The sequence below is a fragment of the Pseudarthrobacter sulfonivorans genome, from assembly GCF_024391045.1.
Taxonomy (GTDB): domain Bacteria; phylum Actinomycetota; class Actinomycetes; order Actinomycetales; family Micrococcaceae; genus Arthrobacter; species Arthrobacter sulfonivorans_B.
In genome coordinates this window covers 64,056-83,683 of record NZ_JANFCZ010000018.1, presented here as the reverse complement: position 1 = coordinate 83,683, position 19,628 = coordinate 64,056, and the positions used below count along the sequence as shown (strand labels likewise).

Below are 19,628 nucleotides of genomic sequence, written 5' to 3'. Positions count from 1 at the left end.
CCCGCAGAGCATAACGACGGGGGCTGGCGCTTCCACCCACATTCGAACTACTTCGAGAGGATACGAGATGAAGCAGGTTATCGCCGACTTCCGGGTTGAACGCAAGACAGAGCTGTACGAAACACTGAATGCCGCCGTCGCGGCTGCTTATGATGATGAATTGGACGACCGGAGCCCCGGAGTTCTCGTGACCCGACACGATTTTGACCATTTCTCTGTGGCCCTCTCGCCAGACGTTCCGTTCGGACTCATCCACGAGCACGATCAAGCCCGCCGGAACTGACTGGGCCGGCCATGCGCGAACTCGCCGCAAACCCAGGCCACGACCTGACCGCCTTACATCACAACACCGCTTGGGTATTCCGTGGGGCCTCACCCGGGCGTCACATCCACCCCGGGCACCTCTCAACACGCCTCAGCAAGCTGTTCAGCACCCGGGCCGCGCGACAGGGAACACTCTACGAACTCACCAAACTCGCACCCGGGCCATCACCGCCGAAACCTTCGGCTACTCCCCCACGACCATCGGACGCCACGCCACCGACTCAGCAGCGTCCTACGCTCACTACATCGCAGCCGCTGTTCCGGCCCGGCCGTTCGGCGCCTGCCTCCGGGACCACTCCCATCTGGCCTACAGCAATAACCCGTACTTCCTGGGCATCGCCGCCCCTGTGGGTGCTCATCGACAACGGGTCCGGTCAGTCAGATACTTGTGTGGCTTCGTGCTGGAAGCTTGTCGGGAATGATCTGCTTAGCTTTGACCAAACCATGGGCGAGAATCATGCCGCAGATAGCGGCGAGCAGCAACATGCCACTGCCCATTAGGCCAACGGCTGTTGGGCCGGCCGCGGTGTTGACCAGAACTGCGACGAAAGGCGTGAATCCAGCGATCGCCGTTCCCAGCTGCGCACCGACCAGCCCAGAGTATCGGACTCGTGGATCGAAGGACTCTGCAAATAGTGAAGGAATTGTTGCATTCATCGGACAGAACCCAATTCCGTAAGGAATTAAGTAGGCCAAGAAAATAAGGGTGATGTTTCCTGATCCAAGGGCCGGGAAGAGGAAAAGCATCAGTACTGCCCAGGCAAGCGTTCCGAAGAAAAAGACTCTACCGAGACCAACCCGGCTGGCCAATATTGCGAACAATGGGATCAGGACAAGCTGCATGGCGTTGGAGATCATAATAGCTAGCAGCGGAATCCCTCGATCGACGCCCGCTCCGGTAGCGAAGCTGACACTGTATGCGATGTTGATGTAGGCGGCTGTTGCGCCTCCTGCCATTACTCCCGTGATCAGCAAAATTTGGAGGGGATAGCGACGGAAGCATTCGACTATCGGGAGGCGCGCCGGACCGTCGTTCTTCACGGTCTTGAGGAATTCCGGGCTTTCATCGACGCCGACGCGAATCATCAGCCCGACAATCACAAGGATGGCCCCTAGCCAGAACGGTAAACGCCAGGCCCACTGGTTCATGACGTCGGGGCCGAGCGAGGCTACTAGCAAGAATGCAAGGTTGCCTAACAGCGATCCGGCAGAAACCCCGACGTTCGGCAGCGCGGAATATAGGATGCGCTTGTTTTTTGGCGCGTGTTCGCCAGCCATGAGTACCGCCCCGCCCCACTCGCCGCCATAGGCGAGGCCCTGGAACAGTCGCAAGATGACGAGGAGGGCTGGCGCCCAGTACCCAATGGAGTCGAAGGATGGGATGCAGCCGATTAGGACTGTGGAGATGCCCATCATCAGTAGCGTAGTAACTAAGGCGTTCTTGCGCCCAAATCGGTCGCCGATGTGTCCAAATAGGAATCCGCCGATCGGTCGCATTAGAAAGCCCACTCCGAAAGTTGCGAATGCGGATAGCAATCCGATGGTTGGACTTACCGTGGGAAAGAAGACTTGTGAAAATACCAGGGCTGAAGCCAGTCCATAGATGGTGAAGTCGTAAAATTCCAACGTCGTCCCGGCGATGCTGGCCGTGGCGGCGCGCCGGGCCTGAGGCTTACCAGCAACGGACTCTCCTGCTGTAGCGCTTCTTTGACTGGACATACTCAGTGCTCCTCATTATCAATGGGATAGGGGATGCTGTACCTTGAGTGCCGGCTCCTTGGGAGCGCGACTGAGTTGGCTCGTGCACCAACCCGTAGACCGGGACGTTTCCCGGCGGGAAGCTAAGCGGTCTTCATTCCGTCGTTGTGTACATGCCACTGGAAATGAAAGATTCCGACCAACGCGTTGGCCTGACCGGACTGGATGGTGGCGAATTATGGCTGCCACGACTTCGAGGGACGTTGCGTTCAGAAGTCCCCCACGACAAAGCAAACGTTTCCCACGCGCGTAGGGCACCTCGCCCCTCGCATCTAGGCGCTCAGGCTGAGCACGATAGGAGGACATCAGTCCCGTGGCATTCTCCGGATTTCCAAATTTAGGTGTCTTGCTCACAGCAACTTTCCTGGCTCTTCTTTGAGGGGGGGGTCAAGCGCGCTGATGTCCCTTGGTTCAACGACAAGAGGTGAGGCCGGCAAACTTGCCTTATCGGTGAGTCAATCATAGATTCCGCAGTTTATGAAGCAGGTCACTTGGGCCTGTTCGGCACCCGTGACCAAGATGGCCGATTTCGGCTGCGGTTCCCACCACGGGCAGGCGAAAATTTACCCCGCTGTCACGACAACGCCGAAGGCCCTGTCTTAAACGGCCAAGCCACCGACGAATCAGCGCCAATCTTCTGAGGTGTACTACTGATGTTTGAAGGATTGTGCCTGTGTCTGCTCGACCAACCTATTCCTGTGGGTTCGGACGCCGATGCGCTGGTGATTTTCGCGGAACGCCCGCCGGCTTCAGTCGCGTCGCGCCGAAGCCGGCGACGTGCGTAACCGCGGTAAAGCGAATGGGTGCGGCTGCAAAATGAGGGGGCAATCGGAAGGGGGCAACCCGGATGCTCCGGTGGAGCCAGGCAAAATACAGGGCAATTGGAAGCCCGGCTGCGGGAAAGTCGAGCGGGAAAATGACTTCCTAAAAACGTTTCAGCCTTCTTCGCCAGAGAACAACGTCCAGTGGATGTGCGGGCGCCCTGGCATTTCCAGTTCGTATTACCGGTGTCTGGCCGCGCAAGAGGCCCCGCAGCGGCCCGGCACCGGGAACTTAAAGAACACACGTAAAAGATCATGTTCGATTCCTCCGACGGGATTTTCGGACACCGTATGGTCCATACGAAACTTGCCACCACCGGCATCGGGGTGTCGGTGGGAACTGTGCGGTCATTATGGCGGAGAATGGCTGGGCCGCGAAGAGGGTGCGGTGGGCGTTCAAGGCGCACGACGGATCCCCTCGATCCGGACAGGGTCTTCGAAAAGTTTTTTTAGTTCCACCGCCGCCATCCAGTTGCACGCAATGATTGAGGAGAGTTCTGGGTGTTGGAGTGAGTTCTCCTACCTTGTGGGTAGCGATGCAACGATCCACGAACGTTTCAGCAACTTCGATCTGGGTGATGAGATGGGCGAGCTGAAACTTGTTGTGCTGGAGAGATCCGATGGCTGATCCGAATGCCTTTCGGGTTTGCGTATTCGATCGTCTCAAGCAGGATTTGCTTGGCATGCGCGACGTTCGAGCTGGCAGCGCTCAGACGCTCCTGAGGCAGTTGCTGCATCATGTGAATGAATCCGCTTTCAACTTCGCCGAGGACTTCGGCGTCCATCACGCGGACGTTGTCGGAGAACAGCTTCGCGGTATCCGACTGATCCTGTCCCACTTTGTCGGGTTTGCGCCCCCAGCTGAACCCTGAAGTGACTGACTCGACGGCGAAGAGCGTGATGCCACTAGCTCTTTTCTCCGGGCTGGTTCGTGCGGCCACGATAATCCGCCGAGTAGCCTTTGGTAATGAAAATTTTGGATCCATTGATCACCCACTCGGCACCATAGCGCGTCGCAGTGGTTTCATCGCAGCGAGATCGGAGCCCCCTGACGGCTCCGTCATGCCAATGGCGAGCAGCAGTTCACCGGAGGCGATCTTGGGTAGCCAGTGCTGTTTCTCATCAAGCGGTTGACCTCCAATCGGGAGCCTGCCCGGCGGGTTGCCGTCACCGAAGCACGGCCGGGCGAGGTTCCGTCACCGGCACGTCGATGTCGTGGCCCTGGGAGCGCAGGTACACGACGTGGCTGGCTGTCTCCGAGACTGCCAGGCGCAGCGAGAAGGCCTGCAGGGACTCCCAGCCACGCGACCAGGTCAGGTGCCGGGCGATGTCCCAGACGGTGTCGGGCCGGTGCGCCTCCAGCACCCGCAGGACCTCGGCGGAGCGTTCCCGGTTGTGCTCGATCAGCTGCGCGACCCGGCGATGCATGCCGCTGAACCGGTACTCGTGCGCAGGGCAGACCTCCATCTCGTCCTCGAACCCGATCAGGTCCAGGGATTCGTAGTAGTCCGCCAGCGGGTTGGCCGGTCCGGGCAGTTCCAAGGCAATGTGCGGGGAGATGCGCGGCAGGACGTGGTCCCCGCTGAAGATCAGCCCGTGCGACTCATCGACCAGGCAGATATGCCCCGGTGAATGCCCGGGGGTGATGACCACCTGCAGGTTAAGCCCTTGGGCGGGCACCAGGCTGCCGTCGGTGAGCCGCAGGTCCGGATCGGCGAGGTTCCGCAGATGGGCGAGGTGGAGGTGGTCCATGGCGACCTCGGCCAGCCGGTCCGCCGGCACGCCCCAGAACGTCAGCTCCTCGCGGTCGTTTTGCAGGACAAGGTCAGGGTCCCCGGCGGCGCTGAGCCGGCGCACCTCCTTATCCCCCAGGGCCACCCACGCCCCCGATGCCTTCCGCAGGCGCGCCGCCATGCCCAGATGGTCCGAGTGGAAATGGGTGGCGACAATGCCCGTCAGATCGGTCAGGCCCAGCCCGGCCTGCCGCACGCCGGCAGCCAAGTGCTCCAGGCCGGCGTCGCTGTCCCAGCCCGGATCGATCAGGACCGCGTCACCGTCGCCCAGGAGCAGGTAACTGAGGGTGTAACGCATGGGATTTCCCGGAAACGGCACGGGAATGGACCACACCTCCGTACCAAGCCGCTCCACGGGCGGCAGCACCTTGTTCCTCCACGCTTCCTTCTGCGCGTGGCCGGTCAGGGTAATCGGTGGCAGGTTCATCATTTCCTCTCAAACAGCAAAATGGGTTGCGGCGCCTCCCGCCAGCCCCGCCCTCGTATATGTGCGGGGGGCTGGCGGGACGACGCTCGGGAGGTTCTGGCGTCCCTTATAAACGGGAGCCCTACGCAGCGGCCCGGGCAGCCGGCAGAAGCAATGCCGGGCTGGTCGCCGAGCTGGAATCGCTGATTGCAATGATATAGAAGGCGTATCCGAACGGCGGACGACGTACCCCGGCTCGGAGATGCCCTTACTGGTTAACGCCTGCTGCCGAAACCGGGGTGACCTGGGGCAGCCTGCCTTGAAACCAGGTGACGGGCCCGGGCCTAGCTGCGGACAGCGCGTTTCTTGATCAATGTATCAAGCAGAGGGTCGTGCTCAACAACAGACAGAGGACGCGCCGATCTCGAACGTTGTAGTGATCCCCCCGTCGGTTGATTTGCAGTTGTGGAGTGCGCCGCGATAGACATGCCATCGCTCAGCAAGGAGATCACCTGGCGGCAGGGAAGCACGCTCGGATTGTCGGAACGTCCTGTTTCCTGCGGCACAACCTGGGCAGGGCCAGCAGAGTCGAATCGCCTAGAAGGATGCAGGGCGTCGGGCTACTTTTGCCCAATGCTTACTGCTGAGCGAACGTGACGGCTGACAGGAGAGCTTCGACCAGCGCGGGTTCGGTCCGCTCGTAGCGGCTGGACGGAACTGTCACTGCCAAGGCAGCGACGACCCTTCCGTCGCTACGGATCGGGGCGCTCAAGGACCGAACGTCCTCCCGGTACTCGCCACGGTCGTAGAGGATTCCGGTGCGTCGTATCTCGGCCATTTGGGCTTCGAGGCCGGCTCGGTCGCTCACCGTCATCGGCGTGAACCGGGTGTACTCGTGGTTATCCAGGATGGACGAGCGCTGTTCCTCCTCGGCGAAGGCGAGGAGAACCTTGCCGCTTGCTCGTGCGTGCACATCACCGGTGAATCCCACTTCGAGACCGGCGACCCGCACGGCCTGTGATCCTTCGACCGTAGCGAGGATGCGGATCTCCCCGCGGAACCAGCCGGTGAGATATGCCGTTTCACGGGTGGTCTCGGCGAGTCGCCTGAGGGCCTGCCTGTGTTTGGCGTCCACGCGTACGCGCAGGCCGGGTGAGTTGGCGATGTCGATGGCGCTCGGGCCGAGGGTGTAGCGCTTGCCCGATTCCTTGCTCAGTAGCTTTTCTTCCTCAAGTGTCGCGAGCAGATGATAGGCCGTAGGCATGGCGAGGCCGACGCCCGCTGCCACCTCGGTTGCGGTGAGTCCGTGCGCCGATCGAGCGACCGCGAGCAGGATGCGCGAAGCCCGCGCGACGGATTGGATCACCTGGCGTTGTCTGGGGGGTTCGACTTCGCTCATCGACGCTGCATTCATTGCTTCATCCGTTCCGCTTGCCACGAAAAAATACTTGACTTTGTTAGCCAAGCCACTCCATAGTATGGCAGATCCTGAAACTTACTTTCACTATCTTGACACGAGGAGAGCCATGTCGACCAGTACACCACCGTCGATTGCGTCGGTAATGAGTCTTGGCGGGCGGCCGGCCGGGAGTCGGCGCGAGATCAAGATCATTGATACGACTTTGCGTGATGCGCATCAGAGCCTGTGGGCGACGAGGATGCGGACCGATCACATCGTTTCGATGGCGGGTGATTTTGACAAGGTTGGTTTCGAGCAGGTCGATCTTATGGCGCCGATCCAGTTTGATGTGGCGGTCCGTTATCTCAAGGAGGACCCGTGGGAGCGTGTACGCCTGGCGCATGAGCATGCACCGAACACCAGGTTCAGGGCGTTGATCCGTTCCAAGAACATTGCTTCGTTCGACTTCCTGGCTGATGATGTGATCGAGGCGTGGGTGGAGAACCTGTACGCCAACGGCTTCCGTGTGATCGGGTCCTTCGATGGCCTCAACGACATCGACAATATCGCTCCGGGCCTGATCCGGGCCAAGGAGCTGGGAGCTTCCACGTTCGGGGCTGTCTCGTTCTCGGAGAGCCCGGTGCACACCGACGAGCTCTTCGTCGCTAAGGCCCTGGAGTTGATCGAGAAGGCTGATGTCGACGCGATCATGCTTAAGGACGCGGCTGGCCTCTTGACGCCGGACCGTATCCGCACCCTGGTGCCGGCCCTCAAAGAAGCTATCGGGGAGCGGACCCTGGAACTGCACAGCCACTGCCTGACGGGGCTGGCGCCGCTGGTTTATCTCGAGGCGGTGGAACTGGGCTGTGATGCGCTGCATACCTCGATCGCGCCGATGGCCAACGGCGCCGCGCAGCCTGCGACGCAGGATATTGTGCGTGATCTGCGGGCGCTCGGATATACGGTCAATGTCGATGACGACATCATCGATACGATCAGCGAGAAGTTGACAGCCATCGCTGAGGCAGAGGACAAGCCGGTCGGGCATCCTGTCGCGTACAGCGGCCTGCACTTCATGCACCAGCTTCCCGGGGGTATGCTGTCGAACTTCCACTCCCAGCTGGCAACGGCCGGGCTGTCCGATCGCTTCGATGAGCTGCTCCACGAAGTGGCCCGGGTGCGGTCCGAGCTGGCCTTCCCGATCATGATCACTCCATTCGCCCAGTTCGTGGGGACCCAGGCGGTGATGAACGTGATCTCTGGTGAGCGGTACTCGATTGTGCCGAACGAAATCAAGAAGTATGCCCTGGGTTACTACGGCACACTACTGGCGCCTATCGACCCGGAACTGCACGCCAAAATCGTGGCCAACGGCGCCTCGAACATCGCCCTCGAACCCGCCCCGATCGCCCCGATGCTCCCCCACCTGCGGGAGCGGCACCCTACCGAGAGTATCGACCTGCTGCTCCTGCGTGCGATGTTCGCCGGTACGCAGGTCGACGAAATGCAGAAGGCCGTGGCCGCCGGCGGGAACGCCGATGAAATCCCTTTGCCGCTCCTGGACCTGATCAAGGCAATCCACCAGAAGAGCCAGACCGGCAGGCAAGCACTGAATGCAGGAAATCTGCGAATCAGCATCACAAAAGGAGAGAACAAAAATGTCGCTTAACGCACCAGATATTCGGGAACTGAAGGCTATCGTCGACTGGGCGAACCTCACCCAGGACGTTCGTGAACTTTCCCTTAAGTTCGGCGACGTGGAGTTGTTCATCTCCCGCGACCAGCAATCCTCCGGCAGCCCGTCGGCGTCGACCCCGGCATCCGCCGCCCCTGCGCCGGCTCCGGCTGCACCCGTTGTTACCGCGGCCCCGGCCGCCGCGCCAGCCGCCGCCCCGGCTCCGGCAGCGGTCTCCGCCCCCGCTGCACCTTCGGTGGCCGCCAGCGAGTTGGCTGCTGATGAAGTACTGATCAAGGCGCCAATGGTGGGAATCTTTTATGCGTCCCCGAAACCCGGTGCCCCTAACTTCGTTTCGGTCGGTGACAGCGTCACTGCCGAGTCGGTGCTCTGCATCGTGGAGGTCATGAAACTGATGAGCAACATCGAGGCGCAGGTCGAGGGCACCGTCGCGAGGATCCTGGTCGAGAACGAACAAGCGGTCGAATTCGGTCAGCCCCTGATGGTGATCAAGCGCCATGGGTGAACCACTGAAAAGCGTGCTCATCGCCAACCGCGGGGAGATAGCCCTCCGTATCATCAGGGCGTGCAAAGAACTGGGCATCCGCAGCGTGCTCGCCTACTCCGAGGGCGACGCCGATTCCCTGCCCGTGAAACTGGCGGACCAGGCTGTCTGCATCGGACCCGCCCAGGCGAAGTCAAGCTACCGTGATCCCCGTGCGGTCATTAGTGCAGCACTGGCCTACAAGGTTGATGCGATCCATCCCGGCTACGGCTTCCTCTCCGAGAACGCGGACTTCGCAGCATTGTGTGAAGAGGAGCAGATCGGTTTCATCGGCCCGGCAGCCGAGGTCATCCGGCGCATGGGAGACAAGATCGAAGCCAAGAAAATCGCCCGCCGGGCAGGGGTTCCTACCGTCCCGGGTTCACTCGGCGCGATCGCTGAATACAGCGAAGCCCTCGCTGTTGCCAGCGAGGTCGGCTACCCCCTCCTGATCAAGGCCGCCGCCGGCGGCGGCGGGCGCGGCATGCGCGTCGTCGAGACCGCAGAGTCGCTGGAGAAAGACCTGGCAGAGATCATGTCCGAAGCCGAAGTCGCCTTCGGTGACCCCTCGGTCTACATCGAGCGATACCTCACCGACATCCGGCACATCGAAATCCAGGTCATCTCCGACGGCACGACCGTTCTGCACCTCGGTGAACGTGACTGCACAGCGCAGCGACGCAACCAAAAACTCATCGAGGAATCACCATCACCGGTCCTGGACGCCGAACTCAGGCAGGGCCTGGCAGACGCTGCAGTCGCGCTCTGCAAAGAGGTCGGATACAAAAACGCCGGGACCGTAGAGTTCGTGTTCGACAACATCGAACGCACCTACTACTTCATCGAGATGAACACCCGCATCCAGGTCGAGCATCCCGTCTCTGAAATGGTTTCCGGCATCGACCTCATCAAACTCCAGCTGCAGATCGCCGGCGGCTTGCCGCTCGAACTGAGCCAGGACGACATCATCTTCAGTGGCCACGCCATCGAATGCCGCATCAACGCTGAGGACCCGGAGAACAATTTCGCCCCGGGCCCCGGGAAGATCACCAACTTCCGTGCACCCGGCGGTTTCGGGATCAGGATGGACACCCACATCGAAACTGGCTACACCATCCCGCCCTACTACGACTCCATGATCGGAAAGCTCATCTGCTGGGGCAAGGACCGCGACGAAGCCATCGCCCGAACCCTCCGCGCCCTCGACGAACTCGTCATCGACGGCATCACCACCACAGCACCCTTCCACAAGAAAATCCTCGAAACCGAGAAGTTCGTAAGCGGAAACTTCAACACCGCATTCGTCGCCGAACTCCTATCTTCCACACACGCCACCGCAGGTATATAAGGACACTCTGTGTCCCTCACGCTCGCGCCTCGCCGCCCCGTCTTGGCCGACCTGATCGCACGCCCCTCCACACGGGTCGCCTCAGGTCTAACAACCCAGGGCGTGCCAGCGCCAGCAGTGGGCCCTGGGCTGCAACTCGGATGTCGTCCTGCCCGGTGCCAAGCGGACGTGGACCGACAACGAAGCGCTGGGCGCAGGTGGTGATGAGGAACAGGAACATCACCGCGATGGCGGCGCACGGGCAAATGGGAAGAGCTGGCCATGTGCCGCATCCGCGCTGTCCTCACCAATGACCTGGGCAGGGACGAGATCGAGGAGATCCTGCTGCAGACAGCTATCTACGGCGGGGTCTCCTCAACCAATACGGTCTTCAAGACTGCGCAGGAGGTCTATCGAGAAACGGATACAACCCCATGAATCAGGCTTTTGTTTACGACGCCGTTCGCACCCCGTTCGGGAAGTTCGGCTCCGGCCTCGCGGCCGTCCGCCCGGATGACCTTGCTGCGCACGTGATCAAGGAATCGGTCAAGCGCGCACCGGGGCTAGACCCCGAACGGATCGACGAAGTGGTCTTTGGCAACGCCAACGGCGCCGGCGAGGAGAACCGGAACATCGCCCGCATGGGCACCCTGCTCGCGGGCCTGCCGGTCTCCATCCCCGGCACGTCGGTCAACCGGCTTTGCGGCTCCTCGCTGGACGCCGCGATCATCGCCTCGCGCCAGATCAACGCCGGCGACGCCGAGCTGATGCTCGTCGGCGGGGCCGAGTCGATGTCGCGGGCCCCCTGGGTGCTGCCCAAGACGGAGAAGCCCTACCCGGCCGGGGACCTGACCCTGGCCTCCACCACGCTGGGCTGGCGCCTGGTCAACAAGGCCATGCCCAAGGAATGGACCATCTCCCTGGGCGAAGCCACCGAGCGGCTCCGTGAGAAGTACGGCGTGACCCGCGAACAGCAGGACGAGTTCGCCGCGAACTCCCACAACCTCTCCGCCGCGGCGTGGGACGAAGGCTTCTACGACAACCTGGTCACCACGGTCCCGGGCACCGACCTGGTCCGGGATGAAGGCATCCGCGCCGGCTCCTCGGCCGAGAAGCTCGCCGGCCTGAAGACCGTGTTCCGCACGGAGAACGGCACCGTCACCGCCGGGAACGCGTCGCCCCTGTCCGACGGCGCGTCCGCGGCCTGGATCGGCTCCGAAAGCGCCGCCGGGCTGCTCGGGCTTGAGCCGTTGGCCCGCATCGCAGGCCGCGGCGCGCACGCCAACGATCCCCAGTTCTTCGGCTACGCCCCGTCGAGGCCGCGAACAAAGCCCTCGCGAAGGCGGGCATCGGCTGGGACCAGGTGGGCGCCGTCGAACTTAACGAAGCGTTCGCCGCGCAGTCCCTGGCCTGCATCAGCGCCTGGGGCATCGACCCCGCCATCGTGAACCGCCACGGCGGCGCGATCGCCATGGGCCACCCGCTCGGCGCGTCCGGCACCCGGATCCTGGGCACCCTCGCCCGGTCCCTGCAGGCCTCCGGCGAACGCTGGGGCGTCGCCGCGATCTGCATCGGCGTGGGCCAGGGCCTCGCCGTCGTCCTAGAAAACGTTACTGCCGGAAAGGCCTAAGCATGCTGAATTTTGTTGACTCCGTAACCGAGGCCGTGGCCGGCATCAAGGACGGCTCCACCGTGATGATCGGCGGGTTCGGCAACGCCGGGCAGCCGTTCGAACTGATCGACGCGCTGATGGACTGCGGCGCCAAGGACCTGACCGTGGTGAACAACAACGCCGGCCAGGGCGATCAGGGCCTCGCACTGCTGATCAAGGAAGGCCGGGTGAAGAAGATGATCTGTTCCTTCCCGCGGCAGTCCGATTCCTGGCACTTCGACGCGAAGTACCACGCCGGCGAGATCGAACTGGAGCTGGTCCCGCAGGGCAACCTGGCTGAGCGGATCCGCGCCGCTGGCGCCGGCATTGGCGGGTTCTTCACGCCCACCGGCTACGGCACCATGCTGGCCGAGGGCAAGGAAACCCGGATCATCGACGGCCGCGGCCAGGTCTTCGAGACCCCCATCCACGCTGACGTCGCGCTGATCAAGGCGCTGAAGGCCGACGGCGTGGGGAACCTCGTGTACCGCAAGACCGCCCGGAACTTCGGCCCCATCATGGCCGCCGCTGCCAAGCACACGGTGGTCCAGGTGTCCGAGATCGTCCCCACGGGCGGACTCGACCCGGAAAACGTGGTCACTCCCGGAATCTACGTCAACAGCATCGTGAAGGTGGCCTGAGCATGAGCACCGCAACTTCCATCCAGACCAGTGACAAGCCCCTCGGCCGTGACGACCTCGCCGAACTCGTGGCACGGGACATCAAGCCCGGCTCGTTCGTGAACCTCGGCATCGGCCAGCCCACCCTGGTTTCGAACTACCTCAAGCCGGAGCAGAACATCACGCTCCACACCGAGAACGGCATGCTCGGCATGGGCCCTGCTGCCGTGGGCGATGAGATCGACGGCGACCTCATCAACGCCGGCAAAATCCCCGTCACCGAGCTCCCGGGCGCGTCCTACTTCCATCACGCCGACTCCTTCGCCATCATGCGCGGCGGCCACCTGGACATCTGCGTGCTCGGGGCCTTCCAGGTCTCGGCCACGGGCGACCTCGCCAACTGGCACACCGGCGCCCCGGACGCCATCCCCGCCGTGGGCGGCGCCATGGACCTGGCCACCGGAGCCAAGGACGTCTTTGTGATGATGACCCTCCTGACCCGCGAGGGTGCCTCCAAGATCGTGGAAGCCTGCACCTACCCCCTCACCGGCGTCGGCTGCGTAACCCGCGTGTACACGGACAAAGCCGTATTCCTCACCGGACCCGACGGCGTCACAGTCCGCGAGACCTTCGGCTGCACCCTCGAGGAACTCCAGGAACTCGTACCTGTGCAACTTAAGACCGCCTTGAAGTACTAGGCAGTTCCTCCAGATCGCAGAGGAGGACAGCATTCTGAGGCAAACAAGGAGACAAGCCCCATGAACGTAGACACGCTACCCGGGAGTATTCCCTTCCTTTCGCTCGCTCCAGGGGAACCGGTAGAGGTTTTCAATAAGAAGAACGTCATCCAATGCAGAGGTGTCATACAAGAGATGGCGCCAGAGCTGGGGGTCGCATGGATTCTCACAGACATCGGTGAAAGAAGGCTGGTGGACAATCACGAGCATCTAGTACGAAGCTGTCCACCTCGACCCAGTAGGGACAGCTGACATGACAACAATTGAACCCGGCAGCTCACATTGTTGCTGGCGTTAACGTCCCAAAAGCAAACCTCCTGGCTTTGGACCGTGACCTACAACCAGCGAGGAGCAGCAAGTTCCCCCGGGAGTGCCGAACTGGGGCGGGTTGCAATTTATTCTTTGCGCAGGGGCACCGCTTAACGCGGTTGACCAACCAACGCCGCCACGAAGGATCAGCAACAGCGGGCCCCCACGACGGAACAGCACCGCGCAGGTGCATGCCTTCCTGCAACTTTGCAGGAAGCCAAACCCATCAATAGGACGTGAACCGGTGCCATTCCTGAACAGAATTCAGATGTGGGCGGACCTCCGCCCGGACGACACGGCCGTCGCCGTCGGCGGCCGCGGTTTCAGCTGGTCTGAGCTTCGGGGAGCAGCTAGCGAGCTCCTCCCCTCCACTCCGGAAATGTACATTTTGTCCGAACCCAACACGGCCGAATCTGCTGCGCTTTACTGTGCGGGAATAGCCGGGGAACGGCAAATTGCCGTCCTCGATCCCGCTTGGACGCCGCAGGCCAGGGAAGATATTATCCGGAGGCTCCCCTCCCCGTCATGGGACGCGGGTACTGCGCTGGAAGACGGCGACCCGGACTCAACCTTCCTCATCGGCTTTACCGCGGGCACGACTTCCACACCGAAGGCCTTTACACGCTCCCGCCGGTCCTGGCAGGCCTCTCTTGACGCGTCCATAGACTTTTTCGGCCTTCGCCCGGACGACAAGACGTTTGCCCCGGGTCCGCTCTCGGCAAGTCTGAACCTGTACGCGCTCTCCGAGTGCCTCTACGCCGGCACCGAGTTCCATACCCTGCGCAGCTTTGATGTCGGAGATGCACACGCTGTGATCCTGCATGACGGGATCACCCGATTGGTTCTCGTCCCAACGATGCTCCGGCTCCTCAGCGAACGGGGACTCATGGCATCAGTGGACGCCTCCGCGATCAGGACAATCATCTGCGCCGGATCCAAGCTGGATGCCCGAACACTGGAAGCCGCCAGGCGTTGGGCGCCGAACGCCACGATCTTCGAGTACTACGGCGCAGCAGAGCTTAGTTTCGTTTCAGGCCGGGGCCTCCCCGCAGGGGCGCCGCTGGATGCCGCAGGCACCGCCATAGGCCGGCCGTTTCCCGGCGTGGAAGTACAGATCCTCGACGATTTTGGGCGTCGCTTGCCGGAGAGCACCCCGGGAAACATCAGTGTCAGCAGCCCCATGGTGTGTCAGGGGTACCTTTGGGGTGATGACGGGAAAGCCCTCCGTTGCCTGGACGGCCACTTCACTGTCGGCGATCAGGGCTACCTTCAGAACGGTGAATTGCACATAATCGGGCGGAGCTCGGACATGATCAATACTGCGGGCAAAAACATTTACCCGCACGAGGTTGAACTCGCCCTTTCCTCCATCCCGGGTGTAGAGACTGCCGTGGCTGTTGGCATGCCAGATGACTTGCGCGGCCACCGCGTGGTGGCCGGAGTCGTGCCTTCCTGTGGAGGGCTCACCGCAACGACCTTCAACTCGGGTCTGGAGACACTTCTTAGCAAAGACAAGAGGCCGTTGCATTACTACTTACTCAGCCAGATTCCCCTGACAGACAGAGGAAAAGTAGACCGCAAAATGTTTCTGGAGTGGATCATCAACAACGACGCGCGACTCAGTCAACTGCGGTAGACCTATGAATCTGCCGCACAAAGGAGGGGCCCAGGCATAAAGAACACAAATTCCTGAGATGAGTACGGTGGTGTGCTGCACGCTCAAACTTCACCAATCAAGCCCAGCATATGACCACGGCTTCCGCGTCATGGTCCAGCAACCGGTACCACGCCCTGGAAAATGACGCTTTAGAGATTTCCGCCGATAGGTGATGCCCGGGCCGGATTAACGACGCAGGCACAAGCCCTGATAGACACGGATTGTTCAGATTCGCGCTTTACCAGGAGTGCTTTTGCCTGCTGTTCCATCAGCCATCATCGAACCCGTCTGGGACCAGTTCGAGGCGCTGATCCCGCCCGTGACGGACACCCACCCGCTGGGCTGCCACCGGCCGCGGGCGCCCGACCGGATGGTGTTCGACAAGCTCGTCCAGGTCCTCGTGCTCGGGGCCGCCCACGAAAATATCGCCGACAGCACCTGTTCGGCGACCACCATCCGCCGGCGCAGGGACGAGTGGATCGAAGCAGGAATCTTCACCGACCTGGAGCACATCGCCCTGGAGGCCTATGACCGGATCGTGGGCCTGGAGCTGGAGGATCTGGTGGTGGACGGATGCATCGTCAAGGCCCCCTGCGGCGGTGAAGCGGCCGGCCGGTCGCCGGTGGGCCGGGGCAAGGGCGGCACGAAACGCTCGCTGCTCACAGAGGGCAAAGGCATCCCGCTGCACACCGAGGTCGCAGCAGCCAACCGCCACGACTCGCCGCTGCTGCGCCCCACCCTGGAGGGCCTGGGACGGTTCGGGTTCGCCTGCCGGAGGAGACCACGGTGCACCTGGACGCCGGCTACGATTCGTGTGTGGCCAGGAAGCTTCTCGAAGAGCTCGGCTGCGAGGCGCGGATCGCGGCCAAGGGCATCCCGGCACCGATCCAGAACGCCGCCCGCTGGGTCGTCGAACGCACCAACTCCTGGCACAACCGCGGCTTCAGGAAACTGGCGGTCTGCACCGAGAAACGCATCCTGGTCATCGAGGCGTTCATCGCCCTGGCCAACGCCGTCATCACCGTCCGGAGGCTGATCCGCGAAGCCTGGACCACCCACCGCTGGACGCCCGGCCCGCACGCCGCCCCTGACCTAGCGGCGGAATCTCTTAACGGTTGGTGACCTTGCCAAAGAGACTCGCAACCGGAGCAATGACGAGCGGTCGTGCCGCAATCACCACGCTCGTCGTTACTACCAGCCCTACAGCGAACCACCAGAATCCGGCCCAGCTCACCTCCGGTATTCCAGCGAACATGTGATTCAGATTCTTCAACGCGCCTGTCGCGAACACCAGGAACACATGCACGATGATGAACAGCACAAAGAACAGCATGGTCGGAAAGTGGATTGCACGTGCCACGGGAGCCGGGTACAGCTTGTTCAGCTTCTCCGCATGCTCAGGCCACCACTCGCTCATGCGCACACCCGTGATCGCCGCGAGCGGTGCCGCGATGAAGACAACCGCGAAGTACATGAGCTGCTGCAAGCTGTTGTAGTTGGCCCAGCCATCTTCCACCGGCCACTCAAGTGTCAGATACTGCAGCATCGCCGACGCTGCGTTGGGGAAGACCTCCCAGCTCGTGGGCACGATGCGCGCCCAGTGTCCGGTCACAAACAGCAGCACCACAAAAACCGCACCGTTAGCGAGCCACAGCAGATCAAGCGAGGTGTGGAGCCACAGATAGATGCTGATTTTCTTGCTGCCCCGCCTAGGGGTGAAGAACGCCGGCGGTTTCTGTTGTGAACGTACCTGCCATCCCGAGCGGACGATGAGAACGATGAGGAAGAAGTTCAAGAAGTGCGTCCAGCGCGCCCATGCAGGGAATCCTGGCTCCGCGACCGCGGGTAGGTGATACTCCCCCGGGTATCGTTCGATGAACTCGGGCACCCCTGGAAGGGTGGTCACGCCGCGCGCGGCCAGCACGATGATTCCAGCTGTAACAACGAGACCGAGCACCCCCAACACGCACAGACGCACCCACTGGCCGAGCGTACGCGACCCGATCACGCGCGGCTCGCGGGAGCGCACGTCCTGAGCCTGTTTCTGCGCCTCGGGCGTCGTCTCCAGGGGCGCCAGGGCTGGCTTTGGTGCAACGGCCGCAGCCTGTTTCACCGCCTGCGCGGTTGCCGGTACAGGCGCCTGCGCCGAGGCTAGCGGGCTCACCGCGGAGACCGCTGCCGAAGGGCGTGGGTATCCCTCCGCGGGCCACGGCGATCCACCTGCCAAGCGGGGGAGCCCGCGCCGGAGCGCAGTACCGCTCGGCACGAGATCCGCTGCAAAAACGCTTGCCGTCGCGGCGGCTCGTGGCGCCGGAACCGTAGCTACAGCCGAAGCGGTCACGGAAGTTTCGCGCTCCACCACAGGTGACGCAGGAGCCCCGGGCGGCGGAGCCGCGGGAGCCGCAAGGTCGGCGGAAGGCCAGGGCCCTCCGCCGGTGACGCGGGGCAGCCCATGCCGAAGCAACTTTGGGGTGGCCGCCCCCGAGAGCTCCACCGCGCTCACTGGCTCAACGGACGGAAGGGGGTGATCGGCAGGATGTTCAGCGGGGACAGGCTGCTCAACCGCAACGGTCGGAGACAAGCTCGCCGTCTCTTCGGCGATCACCGGTGCCTCGACCCGTAGAGCTCCCACAGCGGGCCAGAGTGCCCCGCCCGGCACTCGCGGCAAGCCCTGCCTCATCTGCCCAGCATCGCTCGCCATCGCTACTGCTTCTTCGCTTCGACCGCAGCGATCAGCTTCGGGACTACCTCAAACAAGTCCCCCACGATCCCAAAATCGGCAACTTCAAAGATCGGGGCGTCGGCGTCCTTGTTGATCGCCACGATCGTCTTTGCGGTCTGCATTCCGGCACGGTGCTGGATGGCACCCGAGATGCCCAGCGCTACGTACAGCTGAGGTGACACCGACACCCCGGTCTGCCCCACCTGGTACGACTGCGGCACGTAGCCCGCATCAACGGCGGCGCGCGACGCGCCAACGGCTGCTCCGAGCGCGTCAGCCAGCTGCTCGACCAGCGCAAATTGCTCCTTCGAACCCAAGCCCCGCCCGCCTGAAACGACCTTGGCCGCTCCGCGCAGTTCAGGCCGCAGCGAAGTCGTTGCCTCTTCGGCGTAGTCCTCAATCCGCGCCGACGGCTTCCCCGTCGTGTCGCAAACCAGGGGTTCGGAGGCCAGAGGCACGGCTGCCGCGCGAGCGTCGATCGATCCCTGCCGCAGTGTAATCACCGGCGCCCCGAAGGTTGCCGTCGAGGTGGCGACGTAGGCGCCCCCGTAGACGGAGTGATGCGCCAACACGCCGAGCTCGTCCCGTGATACGCCCACCGCGTCGACCGACACAGCTGAGCGGGTGCGCGCCGCAAGTCGGGCGGCCAGATCGCGCCCCTCGATCGAGTGGGAGATCAGCACCGCATTAGGGCGCACGCGCTCCACTGCCTCGCTCGCCGCGTTGATAGCGGCATTGCCCAGCCATTCGGCGTCCGGATGCTCAGCTACCAGCACCAGGGCAGCACCCAGTTCGGCCAATCGCGAGGCAAGGTCAGCGCCAGGTGCGTGCAGCACCAACGCCACCGGTGTGCCCACCAGTGCAGCAGCTCCGAGCAGCTCGGCTGCCGATTTCGCCAGTTCGCCCGAGGCTGTGGTCTCGACGATCACCAAGATGACATCAGTCGGTACGTTCGTCATATGCAGTCTCCCTAGACCAGTCGATTTTCTACCAGGAAGCTAGCGAGCTGTTCGGCCGCATCTCCCTCGTCAACGATCTTTATCCCAGCCGTGCGCAGCGGCTTCTCTGCCACCGTCAGCATGATGCTGCGAGCAACGCCGGGTGTCTCCGGGTCGACGCCCAGATCGGCAAGGCTCACCGTTTCAAGCGGCTTCTTCTTCGCAGCCATGATCCCCTTGAAGTTAGCGAACCGCGCGTCGGGCAGCGCCTCGGTGATAGAAATCACCGAGGGCAGCTGCGCAGACACGGTCTGCACCCCGCCGTCGACCGGGCGCGTGCCCGACACTGCGTCAGCGCTGATGTCAACCGTGCTGAGCCCGGTCATGTGCGCAACGCCGAGCAGCTCGGCGATCGCTGCGGGAACCATGCCCCCCGCGCCGTCAGTGGACAGATTCCCCGCGATCACCAAATCAAAACTAACGCGACGAAGCGCCTCAGCAAGCACCTCGGCCGTCAGTGTCAGGTCGGCGCCCAACAGTCCATCATCGACCACGTGTACGGCGCTTGCGGCACCCATCGCGAGGCATTTTCGGAGCGTGGCACTCGTACCCTCAGGGGCGACTGACAGCACCGTTACATTCGTGCTCTCATGCGCATCCGCATACGCCAGTGCAACCTCAAGGCTCCGCTCGGAAATCTCGTCGAGAACCGCCGCTGTCGCACCGCGATCAGCAAGTCCTGTCTCAAGACTGAGCTTCCTGTCCTCATAGGTATCTGGGACTTCCTTCACCAGTACCACGATGTTCATCGGCATGTCTCTCTCTTGTTCGAAACGTACATTCATCATGTTGCTGACCAGAGGGACCTGCCTCTGACAGCCGCTCGAGATGCGACCTGAGCTCGCGTTGTGCTTCGTCTCATGGATTCCGCCGTGTGGACGTCCGCA

14 protein-coding genes and 3 pseudogenes are annotated in these 19,628 nt (G+C 62.5%); 10 read left to right on the top strand and 7 right to left on the bottom strand.

The features are described from left to right. The first annotated feature begins 67 nt into the window (after positions 1 to 67). Positions 68 to 283 (top strand): hypothetical protein, encoded by a 216-nt coding sequence (locus NQJ30_RS12905; protein WP_255770330.1) that lies wholly within the window; start codon positions 68 to 70, stop codon positions 281 to 283. Between the two features lie 419 nt (positions 284 to 702). On the opposite strand, the gene NQJ30_RS12900 is transcribed toward NQJ30_RS12905, so the two are convergent. The 4 genes from NQJ30_RS12900 to NQJ30_RS12885 form a co-directional block, all read right to left on the bottom strand. Further along, positions 703 to 2,043: an MFS transporter gene (locus NQJ30_RS12900; protein WP_255770328.1), complete on the bottom strand. Its 1,341-nt coding sequence runs from the start codon at positions 2,041 to 2,043 to the stop codon at positions 703 to 705. Positions 2,044 to 3,460: 1,417 nt separating this feature from the next. Beyond that, a complete protein-coding gene (locus NQJ30_RS12895; protein ID WP_255770326.1) occupies positions 3,461 to 3,889 on the bottom strand; it encodes a hypothetical protein in 429 nt (142 codons plus the stop codon). A 181-nt stretch (positions 3,890 to 4,070) separates the two neighbouring features. After that, positions 4,071 to 5,123, bottom strand: coding sequence for an MBL fold metallo-hydrolase (locus tag NQJ30_RS12890; protein WP_255770325.1), 1,053 nt, complete (start codon positions 5,121 to 5,123; stop codon positions 4,071 to 4,073). A gap of 616 nt (positions 5,124 to 5,739) precedes the next feature. Continuing rightward, positions 5,740 to 6,567 carry an IclR family transcriptional regulator gene (locus NQJ30_RS12885; RefSeq protein WP_255770324.1) on the bottom strand — a complete coding sequence of 276 codons (828 nt, stop codon included), beginning with the start codon at positions 6,565 to 6,567 and terminating at the stop codon, positions 5,740 to 5,742. A gap of 61 nt (positions 6,568 to 6,628) precedes the next feature. Here NQJ30_RS12885 and NQJ30_RS12880 point away from each other — a divergent pair, with 61 nt between their 5' ends. The 9 genes and pseudogenes from NQJ30_RS12880 (at position 6,629) to NQJ30_RS12835 (ending at position 16,143) form a co-directional block, all read left to right on the top strand. Then, positions 6,629 to 8,170 carry a pyruvate carboxylase subunit B gene (locus NQJ30_RS12880; protein ID WP_255770323.1) on the top strand — a complete coding sequence of 514 codons (1,542 nt, stop codon included), beginning with the start codon at positions 6,629 to 6,631 and terminating at the stop codon, positions 8,168 to 8,170. Then, entirely contained in the window at positions 8,160 to 8,702 is a 543-nt protein-coding gene (gene accB / locus NQJ30_RS12875; protein ID WP_255770321.1) for an acetyl-CoA carboxylase biotin carboxyl carrier protein, read from the top strand. The genes NQJ30_RS12880 and accB overlap by 11 nt, the downstream gene beginning before the upstream one ends. After that, a complete protein-coding gene (gene accC, locus NQJ30_RS12870) occupies positions 8,695 to 10,068 on the top strand; it encodes an acetyl-CoA carboxylase biotin carboxylase subunit (RefSeq protein ID WP_255770319.1) in 1,374 nt (457 codons plus the stop codon). Before accB ends, accC begins: the two co-directional genes overlap by 8 nt. A gap of 218 nt (positions 10,069 to 10,286) precedes the next feature. Beyond that, positions 10,287 to 10,485 (top strand): annotated as a pseudogene (locus NQJ30_RS19130) (carboxymuconolactone decarboxylase family protein); the annotation flags it as partial. After that, positions 10,482 to 11,677: pseudogene (locus NQJ30_RS12855) on the top strand (thiolase family protein). The pseudogenes NQJ30_RS19130 and NQJ30_RS12855, both read left to right, overlap by 4 nt. Positions 11,678 to 11,679: 2 nt before the next feature. Continuing rightward, positions 11,680 to 12,339 carry a 3-oxoacid CoA-transferase subunit A gene (locus tag NQJ30_RS12850; protein WP_255770317.1) on the top strand — a complete coding sequence of 220 codons (660 nt, stop codon included), beginning with the start codon at positions 11,680 to 11,682 and terminating at the stop codon, positions 12,337 to 12,339. A 2-nt stretch (positions 12,340 to 12,341) separates the two neighbouring features. Next, positions 12,342 to 13,016 carry a 3-oxoacid CoA-transferase subunit B gene (locus NQJ30_RS12845; RefSeq protein ID WP_255770315.1) on the top strand — a complete coding sequence of 225 codons (675 nt, stop codon included), beginning with the start codon at positions 12,342 to 12,344 and terminating at the stop codon, positions 13,014 to 13,016. A gap of 592 nt (positions 13,017 to 13,608) precedes the next feature. After that, on the top strand, positions 13,609 to 15,000 hold the full coding sequence (locus NQJ30_RS12840) for a class I adenylate-forming enzyme family protein (RefSeq protein WP_255770343.1): 1,392 nt from the start codon (positions 13,609 to 13,611) through the stop codon (positions 14,998 to 15,000). A gap of 274 nt (positions 15,001 to 15,274) precedes the next feature. Then, positions 15,275 to 16,143: pseudogene (locus NQJ30_RS12835) on the top strand (IS5 family transposase). Here the strand turns inward: NQJ30_RS12835 and NQJ30_RS12830 are convergent. The 3 genes from NQJ30_RS12830 to NQJ30_RS12820 form a co-directional block, all read right to left on the bottom strand. Next, positions 16,130 to 17,185: a cytochrome b/b6 domain-containing protein gene (locus NQJ30_RS12830; protein ID WP_255770314.1), complete on the bottom strand. Its 1,056-nt coding sequence runs from the start codon at positions 17,183 to 17,185 to the stop codon at positions 16,130 to 16,132. The pseudogene NQJ30_RS12835 and the gene NQJ30_RS12830 sit on opposite strands and share 14 nt — an antisense overlap. Before the next feature lie 539 nt (positions 17,186 to 17,724). Then, a complete protein-coding gene (locus NQJ30_RS12825) occupies positions 17,725 to 18,702 on the bottom strand; it encodes an electron transfer flavoprotein subunit alpha/FixB family protein (RefSeq protein WP_255770312.1) in 978 nt (325 codons plus the stop codon). A gap of 11 nt (positions 18,703 to 18,713) precedes the next feature. Then, the gene (locus tag NQJ30_RS12820) at positions 18,714 to 19,490 is read right to left on the bottom strand and encodes an electron transfer flavoprotein subunit beta/FixA family protein (protein ID WP_255770342.1); all 777 of its coding nucleotides are present in this window, start codon (positions 19,488 to 19,490) and stop codon (positions 18,714 to 18,716) included. Positions 19,491 to 19,628: the final 138 nt, after the last annotated feature.